At 44.2% G+C, this 12,820-nt stretch carries 11 protein-coding genes and 1 riboswitch; of the genes, 6 read left to right on the top strand and 5 right to left on the bottom strand.

Annotated features, from left to right (window positions below; all coding sequences use genetic code 11):
* Positions 1 to 186: 186 nt before the first annotated feature.
* Positions 187 to 310, bottom strand: a riboswitch (TPP riboswitch).
* Between the two features lie 272 nt (positions 311 to 582).
* Together AAC147_RS01420 and AAC147_RS01415 are read right to left on the bottom strand one after the other, a co-directional pair.
* Positions 583 to 1,512, bottom strand: coding sequence for an Rpn family recombination-promoting nuclease/putative transposase (locus AAC147_RS01420; protein WP_047684901.1), 930 nt, complete (start codon positions 1,510 to 1,512; stop codon positions 583 to 585).
* A gap of 83 nt (positions 1,513 to 1,595) precedes the next feature.
* A complete protein-coding gene (locus tag AAC147_RS01415; protein ID WP_047684898.1) occupies positions 1,596 to 2,270 on the bottom strand; it encodes an HAD family hydrolase in 675 nt (224 codons plus the stop codon).
* A gap of 252 nt (positions 2,271 to 2,522) precedes the next feature.
* Here AAC147_RS01415 and nudC point away from each other — a divergent pair, with 252 nt between their 5' ends.
* Entirely contained in the window at positions 2,523 to 3,287 is a 765-nt protein-coding gene (gene nudC, locus AAC147_RS01410) for an NAD(+) diphosphatase (RefSeq protein ID WP_047684895.1), read from the top strand.
* Positions 3,288 to 3,463: 176 nt separating this feature from the next.
* On the opposite strand, the gene dcp is transcribed toward nudC, so the two are convergent.
* Positions 3,464 to 5,671 (bottom strand): peptidyl-dipeptidase Dcp, encoded by a 2,208-nt coding sequence (gene dcp, locus AAC147_RS01405; RefSeq protein WP_047684893.1) that lies wholly within the window; start codon positions 5,669 to 5,671, stop codon positions 3,464 to 3,466.
* A gap of 402 nt (positions 5,672 to 6,073) precedes the next feature.
* Here dcp and hemE point away from each other — a divergent pair, with 402 nt between their 5' ends.
* The 5 genes from hemE (at position 6,074) to AAC147_RS01375 (ending at position 9,647) form a co-directional block, all read left to right on the top strand.
* On the top strand, positions 6,074 to 7,138 hold the full coding sequence (hemE, locus tag AAC147_RS01395) for a uroporphyrinogen decarboxylase (protein ID WP_047684890.1): 1,065 nt from the start codon (positions 6,074 to 6,076) through the stop codon (positions 7,136 to 7,138).
* 3 nt (positions 7,139 to 7,141) lie between these two features.
* Positions 7,142 to 7,819: a deoxyribonuclease V gene (gene nfi / locus AAC147_RS01390; RefSeq protein ID WP_047684887.1), complete on the top strand. Its 678-nt coding sequence runs from the start codon at positions 7,142 to 7,144 to the stop codon at positions 7,817 to 7,819.
* Positions 7,820 to 7,895: 76 nt separating this feature from the next.
* The gene (locus AAC147_RS01385; protein ID WP_047684884.1) at positions 7,896 to 8,483 is read left to right on the top strand and encodes a YjaG family protein; all 588 of its coding nucleotides are present in this window, start codon (positions 7,896 to 7,898) and stop codon (positions 8,481 to 8,483) included.
* 187 nt (positions 8,484 to 8,670) lie between these two features.
* Positions 8,671 to 8,943 (top strand): nucleoid-associated protein HU-alpha, encoded by a 273-nt coding sequence (gene hupA, locus AAC147_RS01380; RefSeq protein ID WP_010848914.1) that lies wholly within the window; start codon positions 8,671 to 8,673, stop codon positions 8,941 to 8,943.
* Positions 8,944 to 8,948: 5 nt separating this feature from the next.
* A complete protein-coding gene (locus AAC147_RS01375; protein ID WP_081989128.1) occupies positions 8,949 to 9,647 on the top strand; it encodes a DUF1481 domain-containing protein in 699 nt (232 codons plus the stop codon).
* 36 nt (positions 9,648 to 9,683) lie between these two features.
* On the opposite strand, the gene purD is transcribed toward AAC147_RS01375, so the two are convergent.
* Both purD and purH read right to left on the bottom strand, forming a co-directional pair.
* A complete protein-coding gene (purD, locus tag AAC147_RS01370; protein WP_047684881.1) occupies positions 9,684 to 10,982 on the bottom strand; it encodes a phosphoribosylamine--glycine ligase in 1,299 nt (432 codons plus the stop codon).
* A 30-nt stretch (positions 10,983 to 11,012) separates the two neighbouring features.
* Entirely contained in the window at positions 11,013 to 12,602 is a 1,590-nt protein-coding gene (gene purH / locus AAC147_RS01365) for a bifunctional phosphoribosylaminoimidazolecarboxamide formyltransferase/IMP cyclohydrolase (protein WP_047684878.1), read from the bottom strand.
* Between the last annotated feature and the right edge of the window lie 218 nt (positions 12,603 to 12,820).

Genomic DNA, 12,820 nt, shown 5'->3' with positions numbered 1-12,820 from the left:
ATTCCTGACTGTGTTATCGCCTGTCTCATTGCGCAAATAAACATGACGCTCAGAGAGGGCTTAAGTTGAGAAAATTGCTTGTCTGGAGCTCGCAGGGAGTAATGGTTGATTGCTGAATTACGTCATCCAAACAGATTTGTTTGTACAACAACTTATTTGTACAACAATAAAGAAGAACATATCAGCGGAGTGATTACTCTTGTTCCCTTCGCGGGTATTAGCCCGATCAGGTTCTGCGGATCCCGAATAAACGGTCTCAGCCTGTGTTCACCGTGATACAGGTGAACGCTAGGCACTCCGACAAGAAAACACCCAGAGTATAAAGGGGATTCTGAAAACTGCAACCAGAAAGCGATAACCTTAAAGTCAGAATCCTTTGTGTGAAGCTGGCCATCCGGGATTAGATTCGTGGGATTAGGTACTACGATGAGTCTGAACCCCCTTTTTTCCGTTAAAAGACCTTGTGCCAACTGCCCTTTTCTCAAAGAAAATGGTTGAGTAAATTTAATTTTGGTTAACTTAATAAATTAATAACGCTTACCCGCCCCGAAAAGCGGGTAAGGGAACAACAAGAAGAGAGTATTATTGCAGGGAAAGAAGTTCTTCACGGCTCAGGCCAGTGCTTGCCATGACCAGTTCAATACTGACGCCATTCTTTAAGAGAGTACGGGCAATATCAATTGATGCCTCTTTTTTACCTTCCAATCTGCCTTCCAATCTGCCTTCCAATTTACCTTCCAATCTGCCTTTATCCTGTAATCGTTGTGCAATATTCACAATTACCTCCTGATGACTATCTGCCTGTTCAGTCAGTTGCTGGATCACCTGTTCAAAATGGGGAGAATCCATCGTAACAAACAGGTAATTAAGGATAGTAACAACATCACTGTCACTATTGTAGTTCTGTTTGAGGGCGTGAGCTAATAACGTAGTCACAGCTTTAAACCCCTCGCGCAAATTCTTATGTTTCATCGCCAGTTCCATCACGGCGATTTTACGATGATTAACCAATTCGTCATCATCAATAACAGTCACATCGACTAGCGGAAATGAGTTGAAATACATCTCCTCCGCCAGTTTTGGCAATGAAAAACATTGCGTCCAGACCTGCTGGAAAGGATAAGGGCTGGCATCGCCATGATAAAACAAAACGGGCACAACCAGCGGCAATTCTTTATTGCCCTGTTGCAAATGCTGATTCATTGCCATAAATGCATAGTGCATCATGCGCCAGGCCATCATTTTATCCGGTGTAGACTGGTGTTCAACAAGTACATAAATATAACCGTCACCTTGTTGAGTTTTTACCGAATAGAGAACATCGGACATTTTTGATCGTAACTGACGATCAATGAATGAAGAGTTAGTCAATCTTAACGTATCAAAATCACACAGTTTCTTGATTTTTTCCGGCAGATGAATGTCAAAAAAATCACGGGCATTTTCAATCTTAGCCATAAACCTTTTGAACGTTGCATCATGCGGTGTGGGGATCGCCTTTTTATTCTTCATATTTTTTTATTAAAAATGATTCTCGCACCCAGTGTATAGTACATTTGTAAAAAACTAATTTTTCACGTAGTTAGATCTGTAAATTAAGTGCGTGACGCTAAAGCCCAATTCAATTGTTTCCAACCATGAGCTTTTGCTGCCGCCCGCAATTGTCTATCTGGATTAACGGTAAAGACTTCGCTGGCAAATCGGCACATCGGTAAGTCATTCGCAGAGTCTGTATAAAAATAGATATGTTGTGGCGATAAATTCTGCTCTGCCAGCCACTGTTGTAAACGGGCAACTTTTCCTTCCCGGAAAGTAGGGATACCCTGAATATCTCCGGTATAACAACCATCTTTCATTACCATATCAATCCCCATTGCTGTTTGTACTCCAAATGCCGTCGCGATTTTCTTAACGACAAAAGAAACAGTGGCAGAAATGATGATGACAGGAATGTTTTGATGGCGGTAGATATCTAATTGTTTTTTGGCGGCAGGATAGAAGACAGGTTTGATTTTGGTTTCCACAAAATCGGTCAGCCAGATATCTATTTGCTCATGAGGAATTTGGCTGAGTGCCTGCAAGTTGGTCGCCAGATATTCTTGCATATTCAGTTTTCCTGCACAGTAATCCGATATCATTTTCTGGTCAGCTTCTATAAAGTGCGGGTCAGTAATGATGCCTTTTTCCCATAAATAATGAGTCCAGAACTGGCTGGAATCTCCACAAATCAGGGTATCATCCAGATCAAATATGGCAACCTGTTGTGACATAGTTATTATTCCTTAATTTAGGATACCTATTGATACCTTCTTATTATTGATTGAAAGAAAATTAAACACTTTATCTGCATTAAAGAACATTCAGAAACGTAATTAATATAACAGATTGCAGACAAAATACGATGAAGAGGAGTATGCTGTACTTATATTGATTTTTTATAACATTTAATTAACATTTTAATGTGGTTATAACTTAATTTGGCTATAACACAAAATACGATGCAACACATGATGGAATTGATGATGCAAAAAAAATTGACAGGTATAGAACGAGGCTGGTGGATTGTCAGTCTGGAAAACAGGCTATGGCTACCACAAGGAGAATTGCCATTAGGGACAGCCAGTCAGTGGTCATTGCAAGGCTATGTAGCTTACGCTATCGGTGAATGGTTGGGAGAAACTGTTTGGTTGATACGTCATAAGATGGAAGCAGATATGTCTTCTCCTCGTCGGGTTGCAGAGCAAGATCCCAGGTTATTTCAATTGGCAGGACGTGGAATCCAATTGGCTGAGTTCTATCGTTCACATCATTACTGTGGTTATTGTGGCCAAGAAATGCAACAGAGTCAGCATGAATGGGCCTGTTTGTGCCGGCACTGTGATGAACATTATTATCCGCAAATTGCGCCTTGCATTATTGTCGGCATTCGTCGTGGTGATCACATTCTGCTGGCACAGCATCAGCGTCATCGTAACGGTATTCATACGGTGCTTGCCGGGTTTGTTGAAGTGGGAGAAACACTGGAAGAAGCTGTGCATCGTGAAGTGATGGAAGAGAGTGGGATAAAAATCCGTAACTTGCGTTATGTTGCTTCTCAGCCGTGGCCTTTCCCAAATTCATTGATGATGGGATTTCTGGCGGATTATGATAGCGGTGAAATTGAACATGACCCTGTCGAACTTATCAGCGCAGATTGGTATCGTTATGATGAGCTCCCTCTGATCCCTACGTCTGACACGATTGCCCGCCGTTTGATTGAGGAAACGGTTGCATTATGTCGTCAGTAATGATGTTGATTGATCAATGCGCTAATCCTTTTCAAAACATGTCCATAATCTGCGCGGGAGTAGCCTGGTAACAGCTATTTCTCCCGCGGCTGTATAAACCATGAGAGTTACCTTGTGTTTTGTATAAGGGGACTATACTCATATCAAAATAGGTGACTCTCAATCTTTAATACACTTTATTGTTTTTGTTCCTCTAGGCCTCGGTTTTTCAGCATATGCTTAATACTCGGTGGCTTACCGCGCCAGTCGATATACAGTTTTTCCAAGTCTTCACTATTACCACGTGACAACACTTTATCGCGGAAACGTTGGCCATTCTCTGCCGTCAGACCGCCGTGTTCGGTAAACCAGGCAAAAGCATCATCTGCCAGCATTTCTGTCCACAGATAAGCATAATAACCGGCAGAATAACCGCCACCCCAAATGTGGCTGAAGTAGCTGGAACGATAGCGCGGCGGTACGTAGCTGAGATAGATGTTGTCTTGTTGCAGGGACTCGGCTTCAAACTTATCCACGTCCTGCTGTGGTTGAGCCGCGGTCAGCATATGCCAGTGCATATCCAGCAACGCGGCTGACAGAAGTTCGGTCATGCTATAACCTTTGTTGAATTTGTCAGCTTTATTGATTTTATCCACCAACGTCTGTGGCATTGCTTCACCGGTTTGGTAATGCTTGGCATAGTGGGCAAACACTTTTGGATCACGCGCCCAATACTCATTAAATTGTGATGGAAATTCCACAAAATCACGGGCGGTGTTGGTGCCGGACAGGCTCGGATATTCCTGATCGGCAAACATTCCGTGCAAGGCATGCCCAAACTCATGGAATATTGTGATCACGTCATCATACGACAATAGCGCTGGTTGGCCCGGTGCTGGTTTAGTAAAGTTGGCGACGTTGTAAATCACCGGCTTGGTTCCGATGAGCTTTGACTGATCGACAAAATTACTCATCCAGGCCCCACCGCTTTTGTTGTCGCGCTTAAAGTAATCGGCATAAAACAACGCCAATGGCTTCTTGTCTTTATCGAAAACTTCATACACGCGGACGTCGGGTTGATAAACTGGGATGTCTTTGCGCTCTTTAAAAGTAAGGCCATACAGCAGATTGGCGGCATAGAATACGCCATTATTCAGAACGTTATTCAACTCGAAATATGGCTTAATCTGTGATTCATCCAAATCATATTTTGCTTTGCGTACCTGTTCGGCATAAAACGGCCAGTCCCAGGCCTCCAGCTTGAAGCCTCCTTTTTGCTGATCAATCACCGCCTGAATGTCTTTGGCTTCGCGCTCAGCGCGTGCAGTGGCCGCTGGTACAATATCACGCAAAAATTTCAATGCGGCTTTAGGCGTTTTGGCCATCTGATTTTGCAGTTTCCACGATGCATAATCCGGGAAGCCTAGCAGCTTAGCTTGTTCAGCACGGATCTTCGCTAACCGGGCCAGGGTTTGACGCGTATCATTATCGTCACCTTTTTCAGCTCGCGTCCACGAGGCCTCAAATAACGCTTTACGCGTCCCACGATCTTTCAGGCTTTGCAGACTCGGCTGTTGGGTCGTGTTTTGCAATACCAACAACCATTGTTTATCTAGGTTACGCTCACTGGCAGCCTGCGCAGCTGCGGCAATTTCACCCTCGGACAGCCCGTCCAGGCTGGCTTTATCTTGAATCGCCAGCGCACCATTTTGGGTTGCCGCCAGCAGTTTGTTAGTAAACTGGGTACTGAGTGTTGCTGCTTCCTGGTTCAACGCCTTTAACTTTGTTTTATCTGCATCAGATAAGTTGGCTCCCGCTAACTCGAAGTTTTGATAAGTCACTTCCACCAATCGGCGCGATTCTGGATCCAGATTCAACGTTTCGCGCTGCTGGTAAATGGTTTTGATACGGTTGAACAATTTACTGTTCAGCATAATTTCATCATTCATTGCTGCCAGTTTTGGTGAAGTTTCTTCATTCAGTTTTTGTAGCCTGCCAGTGGTATTAGCCGACGTCATTGCCCCAAATACGTTCATCACCCGTGTTAACATTGCCCCCGATTTCTCCAGCGCGACAAATGTATTTTTAAAACTAGGTGCAGCGGGGTTATTGGCGATCTTCTCTACCTCCTTCAGTTTCTGTTTAATACCGGCCGCAATTGCGGGGGCATAGTCTGTTTCTTTTATCTTATTGAACGGAGGAGCCTGGAACGGTAGTACACTTGGAGAGAAGAAAGGATTTTTGTTCTTCTTGTATTGTTGTTGATTCGCTTCATCGGTCACACTCACCTCCTTTACTTGGTCACTTGATACGTTTGTGTGGTCAGATCCCAGTTTATTTTCTTCGGCCTGCGCCTGACTGCCTAGTGCCAAGCCAATAGCTAGTACTAAAGTGGATAAACGCATTAGTCTAAACTCCTCCATGTAAATAGGTTATTTATCAATGAAATGACTTCATAGGCGCTTTGACACAGTTAATTAACTAACTAAACAATTAACTAACGTAAACCAATTCGTCCAATGATTAACTGAAGAGCGCAAACAATGAAGGGTTATGGCAACACGAGAAACGGTATTGCCTCCATGCAACATCGGTGTTACATGAATGTAACATAATGAGAGCGATGGGTCGGTGTGCATAGTTCTTGTTCCGGGTTTTGTGACTCTGCACATAAATTTTTTTTATCTGGTGACGTTTGTTTTGGGGAATTGGTGCTTGAACGTTTATTTATTGTAGTCAAGACGGAAGTTCAGCTTCTGACGTGTTATCATGCGCGCGCTTTTTGTCGATAATCAAGGGAGCTTGTCATGAATGAGTTGAAAAACGACCGCTATCTGCGCGCCTTATTACGTCAGCCTGTTGATATTACACCCGTATGGATGATGCGTCAGGCAGGACGCTATTTACCTGAATATAAAGCCACGCGTCAGGAGGCGGGGGATTTCATCTCGTTATGTAAAAATACTGAATTGGCTTGCGAAGTTACGCTCCAGCCCCTGCGACGTTTTCCATTGGATGCGGCGATTCTGTTTTCTGATATTTTGACGATCCCTGATGCAATGGGATTGGGGCTTTATTTTGAAGCAGGTGAAGGGCCGCGTTTTCAATTTCCGATCCTTAATCGTGCTAATGTGGCAAAGTTATCTGTCCCCGATCCAGAGATGGAGTTGGGTTATGTGATGGATGCTGTTAGAGCGATCCGCAAAGCACTAGCAGGGCAAGTTCCTCTGATCGGTTTTTCTGGCAGTCCGTGGACATTGGCGACTTATATGGTCGAAGGGGGAAGCAGTAAGGCATTTACTAAGATCAAAGCCATGATGTATGCTGAGCCCGCGACATTGCATCTACTGCTGGATAAATTGGCAAACAGCGTTATTCTATATCTAAACGCGCAAATTAAAGCTGGTGCTCAATCTGTCATGATTTTCGATACTTGGGGCGGTGTGTTATCTCAGCGTGATTATCAGGAATTTTCGTTGCAATATATGCATAAAATTGTCGATGGATTAATCCGTGAACATGAAGGCCGCCGTGTACCTGTGACTCTGTTTACAAAAGGCGGCGGGCAGTGGCTTGAGGCGATAGCTGCAACAGGTTGTGATGCCCTTGGGCTGGATTGGACAACGAATATTGCTGACGCCCGCCGCCGTGTCGGGGATAAAGTTGCTTTACAAGGTAACATGGACCCATCCATGCTGTATGCCGCGCCAGCGCGAATTGAACAAGAAGTTTCGACGATCCTACAGGACTTTGGTGCAGGCAGCGGGCACGTTTTCAATCTGGGGCATGGTATCCATCAGGATATTCCGCCAGAACATGCAGGGGCTTTTGTCGAAGCAGTGCACAGACTTTCAGTAAAATATCATCAATAGCCTATGATTGATACGAAGGCATTACGTCAGGAACAGATAGAAAAAGCACGACAGGTTATCCGCCATGATGCTTTTTCTGCGTCTTTTGTACCGGAGTTCATTGCGGGCGCGGATGTTGGATTTGAAGAAAACGGTACGATAACCCGTGCTGCCATTGCTATCTTGCATTATCCCACCCTTAAACTGGTAGAATACCAAATCGCGAGGGTGGATACTGTACTCCCCTATATTCCCGGTTTACTCTCATTTCGTGAATATCCGGCATTGCTCGCAGCATGGAATAAGCTAAATCTACGACCCAATCTGGTGATGGTTGATGGTCAGGGTATTGCCCATCCGAGACGCTTGGGGGTTGCCAGCCATTTTGGCTTGCTGGTGGATGTTCCGACAATCGGGATAGCTAAAAGTCGCTTATGTGGTGAGCATGAGCCTGTGGGCGAGGCATTGGGTAGTAGTCAGCCATTGATCGATCATGGTGAACAGATTGGTCTCGTATGGCGGAGTAAAAAAAGATGTAATCCACTCTATATTTCCATCGGTCATAAGATCAGTATTGAGAGTGCTATCTATTGGATTGAACATTGTATGAAAGGATATAAATTGCCTGAACCGACCCGTTGGGCTGATGGAATTGCCTCAAATAGACCGTTTTTTAAGCAAACAATGCAGAAAAATCTATAATTGAGGCGGAAATATGTGGATATTCTTGATTTTCAGGTAAACTTCGACGCAAATTAAGCATCATGAGTAACAGCTAATGTTAAGAAACCCGATCCACCTGAGGTTGGAGAAACTTGAAAGTTGGCAACATTTGACTTTTATGGCTAGTCTATGTGAGCGGATGCATCCAAACTATCGAGCGTTTTGTTGCCAGACTGAGTTTGTAGATCCTGCGCAATATCGTCGCATTCTCGATCTGGTTTGGGAGACATTAGTTGTCAAAGATGTAAAAGTAAATTTTGATAACCAACTGGAAAAACTGGAAGCCATTATCCCATCAGCAGATAGCTATGATATTTATGGTGTGTATCCAGCAATTGATGCGTGTATTGCATTAGGTGAAGTCATTCATTCGCGTTTGAGTGGTTCAACGTTAGAGCATGCAATAGCCGTCAGTGAAATATCCATCCGAACTGTCGCCATGCTGGAAATGACCCAAGTTGGTAAAGAAATGACAGAGGATGAATTAAAGGCATTGCCTGCCATTGAAGAAGAATGGGATATTCAATGGGAGATTTACCGTTTATTGGCGAACTGCGAAGAACGGGACATAGAATTAATTAAAGGATTAAAGGCTGATCTCCGTGAGTGCGGGGTCAGCAATATCGGCATAAACTTGGAGTGATAAGTCATAAAACGTGACTTAGTGCTTGAATTGCCGGATTTAAAGACTTCACATTTGCCCTCACTCTGTTCTACATTGAGGGCGAAAAGAAGTGGCTATCGGTGCGTGTATGCAGGGGTGCTGTCAAATCGGCATATCCGTCGCACTCGATGCTTTGCAAACGATAAACACACTGTAAGGATAATCTATGAATAAGACTGAATTAGTTGATGCAATCGCAGCAGGTGCTGATCTGACCAAAACTCAGGCTAAAGCTGCCCTGGAATCAACTTTGAATGCAATCACTGAATCTCTGAAAAACGGTGATGCAGTGCAACTGGTTGGCTTTGGTACTTTCAAAGTTAATCATCGTGCAGAGCGCACTGGTCGTAACCCACAGACTGGTAAAGAAATCAAAATTGCAGCAGCAAACGTACCTGCTTTCTCTGCTGGTAAAGCACTAAAAGACGCAGTTAAGTAATCGTATTGCGAAAAAAGAAGAGAGAGGGGAATTCAACGCCCCTTTTGTTGACGCTACAGGGGCTGCTAGCATTGGGGGTTATCTCATTGCTCAGCGCCTGTTCAGTCCAACCAAAAACTCCAATTTTCAGCGCCAGTGGTTTCATTACCGATGGTGGCGTTATCCGCTTATGGCGCTTGAATGATCAAAATAGTAAACCTCAAGTTATTATGAGTGTTTACAGCCCCTATCATCATAAAAATACCACTGTCTCTTTCTATGAATACCGCTGGGGGAATTTGTGGCAAGTGCGTCGTAATGTACTCAACAACTATCCGGTAGAAGAGATTTTGCGGTTAGATAGAGAGGACAATGTTATTTTTATGCAAAGTCAGTTCGATGGCCGACGTGAACAACTCTCCAATGATGACATTATTAGCTTGCAGTTTGATGCTAAACGGACAAAGGAAATCAGCAATGCTTTAATTGCAGGAGCAGTTAAACTGGTTCAGGGACATTGGCAGAATGGTGAAGTGACTACTTGTGCGGGGAAAAAAGTATTTATTGAGTTTGAGCCTCAGGATCGGGTATGGCTCGAAGAAAGGCACAAGAATAGTTATGGTACACTCACAATTGCATGGTTGGAAGCCCCGGCAGGGAGGCAGTTATTACTGGTTGCCAATGATGATTTTTGTCGCTGGGAGCCGACGAAAGATAAGTTGTAAGTCTGTATTTTCGCCAGCCCTTTATTTCCGATTATTTTATTTCAGACGCGCAATGGCACGATAACCAATGTCTTTCCGATAAAAACAACCTTCCCAGTTAATCTTTTCAGCTTTCAAGTAAGCCTTTTTTTGTGCTTCTGCAATATTGCCACCTAATGCCGTAACACATAAAACACGGCCACCTGCGGTTACTATCTCTGTATCCTTGAGCGCTGTTCCCGCGTGGAAAACTTTTTCATCAGATTGAGTTTCGTTGAATAGTGCTTCTTGATTCAGGCCAGTGATCACATCACCTTTGGTATAATCAGCCGGATAGCCATTTGCCGCTAACACTACACCCAGTGCAGAGCGGGCATCCCAGTCGGATGTTTTGCCATCTAACTGGCCTTTTGCTCCAGCGAGACAGAGTTCAACCAAATCAGAGCGCAAACGCATCATAATTGGTTGGGTTTCAGGATCACCAAAACGGCAGTTAAATTCGATAACTTTCGGCTCACCTTGTTTATCAATCATCAAACCTGCATAGAGAAAGCCGACATAGGTATGTCCTTCTGCAGCCATACCTTCAATTGTCGGGTAAATGATTTTCTCCATCACACGCTGGTGGATCTCATTATTTATAACTGGTGCTGGAGAGTATGCGCCCATTCCGCCAGTATTTGGCCCTGTATCTCCATCACCGACCCGTTTGTGATCCTGGCTGGTTGCCATGGGAACCACATTTTTACCATCTACCATGACAATAAAACTGGCCTCTTCTCCGTCCAGAAATTCTTCAATGACAATACGGTGCCCTGCGTCACCAAATGCATTGCCCGCCAACATATCTTTAACAGCGTTTTGAGCCTCTTCCATCGTCATGGCGACAACTACTCCTTTACCTGCTGCCAGACCATCGGCCTTAATGACAATAGGTGCTCCCATTTTTTCCAGATAAGCGAGAGCGGGTGCAACTTCTGTGAAATTTTGGTAAGCCGCTGTTGGTATATGGTGACGTGCGAGAAAATCTTTGGAGAAAGCCTTAGAACCTTCCAGTTGGGCGGCCGCCTTAGTCGGGCCAAAGACTGTCAGCCCTGCCTGTTGAAAAGCATCAACCACACCGATAACCAGAGGGGCTTCTGGCCCTACAATAGTGAGAGCAATATTATGGCTTTGAGCAAAGGCCAATAAACCATCAATATCTGTTGCAGCAATATCTACATTCTTTAGATTCGTTTCCAATGCTGTTCCAGCGTTACCCGGTGCGACATAAACTTGGCTTGCCAGCGGAGATTGAGCTGCTTTCCACGCCAGTGCATGTTCCCTCCCACCACTACCAATAATCAGTATATTCATCAGGTTCTCCTATTATAAAGCTGAGATAGGTTAATGGCGGAAATGACGCATGCCGGTAAAAATCATGGCAATGCCATGCTCATCAGCAGCAGCAATCACTTCATCATCACGTATAGAGCCGCCTGGCTGGATCACACAACTCACTCCCACGGCTGCGGCAGCATCAATACCATCTCGGAACGGGAAAAAAGCATCAGAAGCCATAGCACATCCCTGAACTTCCAGCCCTTCATCGGCTGCCTTAATTCCTGCGATCTTAGCTGAATAAACACGGCTCATCTGGCCTGCACCAATACCGATTGTCATATTATCTTTGGCATAAACAATGGCATTGGATTTAACAAACTTAGCGACTTTCCAGCAGAATAGCGCATCCTGCATTTCTTGTTCTGTTGGTTGACGTTTAGAAACTACCTGTAATTGAGCTTTTGTTACCATGCCTAAGTCACGCTCTTGTACCAATAAACCACCATTGACACGTTTGAAATCTAACCCGACAGCGGGTAAATACCATTCGCCACAGGACAGAACACGGATATTTTGTTTGGTTGCCAGAATGGGCAAGGCTGCTTCATGAATAGTAGGTGCAATGATGACTTCAACAAACTGGCGCTCAATGATGGTTCTGGCAGTATCTGCATCCAGTTCACGGTTAAAGGCAATAATTCCACCAAATGCGGAGGTAGGATCAGTTGTGAATGCTCGATCATAAGCTGTATGGATATCAGTTCCAATCGCAACGCCACAAGGATTGGCATGTTTGACAATTACGCAAGCAGGTTCGGAAAAGGTTTTCACACACTCCAGAGCGGCATCGGTATCTGCGATATTATTGTAAGAGAGCGCCTTGCCTTGTAATTGTGTGGCTGTAGCAATAGAAGCTTCTTCTATATTCTCTTCTATATAGAAAGCAGCATCCTGATGACTATTCTCACCATAACGCATATCTTGCTTCTTGATGAAGTTCAGATTTAGTGTACGAGGGAATTTACCTGACGGTTGATCAATTTCACCGTGATAAGCAGGAACCAGTTTGCCAAAGTAATTGGCGATCATGCTGTCATAAGCGGCTGTGTGTTCAAATGCTTTAATAGCCAGATCGAAGCGAGTTGATTGGGTCAGAGAATTCTGATGGTTATCCATTTCCTCTATAATCTTGTTGTAATCTTGGCTATTAACAACAATAGCGACATCTTTATGGTTCTTGGCTGCGGAGCGAACCATGGTCGGGCCGCCAATATCGATATTCTCCACCGCATCTTCCAGAGAGCAATCCGGCTTCGCGACAGTTTGCGCGAAAGGGTAAAGATTGACGACGACCATATTAATCGGCGCAATCTGATGTTGCGCCATCACTGCATCATCTTGCCCGCGTCGACCAAGAATGCCGCCATGTACTTTAGGATGAAGTGTTTTCACTCGTCCATCCATCATTTCAGGAAAACCAGTATAGTCGGAAACTTCGGTAACATTCAGACCTGCTTCGGCCAGTAGATGTGCTGTTCCCCCTGTTGAAAGCAGTTCGACACCGCGATTGGATAAGGCTTTAGCAAATTCAACAATACCCGCTTTGTCAGAAACACTCAGCAGGGCACGATGGATTGGACGAAGCTGTTGCATTAGTGTGATCCCTTGGATTTCATCAAACAAGAATGTGTCATTAAAAAATTATGTGGTAATTTTTCTACTATGATTGTAACGCAAACGTTTGCGTGATGCTCGATAAATTTTATCAAAATATCCACCTGTTAATAACTTGTGTGTAACTTCGTATAAGTCGGGATTTTGCTGTGTAATTCAGCAAATGATAATTTTTTTCAAAAAAACTATTGTCAGCG

Source organism: Xenorhabdus sp. NBAII XenSa04, from assembly GCF_963866145.1.
GTDB lineage: Bacteria > Pseudomonadota > Gammaproteobacteria > Enterobacterales > Enterobacteriaceae > Xenorhabdus > Xenorhabdus indica.
This window is presented reverse-complemented; position numbering and strand designations above follow the sequence as displayed.

Coding starts and splice junctions, on each gene's coding strand:
- AAC147_RS01385 (WP_047684884.1), top strand. CDS start 7,896: ATGTTAAGAAACCCGATCCACCTGAGGTTGGAGAAACTTGAAAGTTGG.
- dcp (WP_047684893.1), bottom strand. CDS start 5,671: ATGCGTTTATCCACTTTAGTACTAGCTATTGGCTTGGCACTAGGCAGT.
- AAC147_RS01415 (WP_047684898.1), bottom strand. CDS start 2,270: ATGTCACAACAGGTTGCCATATTTGATCTGGATGATACCCTGATTTGT.
- AAC147_RS01420 (WP_047684901.1), bottom strand. CDS start 1,512: ATGAAGAATAAAAAGGCGATCCCCACACCGCATGATGCAACGTTCAAA.
- purD (WP_047684881.1), bottom strand. CDS start 10,982: ATGAATATACTGATTATTGGTAGTGGTGGGAGGGAACATGCACTGGCG.
- hemE (WP_047684890.1), top strand. CDS start 6,074: ATGAATGAGTTGAAAAACGACCGCTATCTGCGCGCCTTATTACGTCAG.
- nfi (WP_047684887.1), top strand. CDS start 7,142: ATGATTGATACGAAGGCATTACGTCAGGAACAGATAGAAAAAGCACGA.
- hupA (WP_010848914.1), top strand. CDS start 8,671: ATGAATAAGACTGAATTAGTTGATGCAATCGCAGCAGGTGCTGATCTG.
- purH (WP_047684878.1), bottom strand. CDS start 12,602: ATGCAACAGCTTCGTCCAATCCATCGTGCCCTGCTGAGTGTTTCTGAC.
- nudC (WP_047684895.1), top strand. CDS start 2,523: ATGCAAAAAAAATTGACAGGTATAGAACGAGGCTGGTGGATTGTCAGT.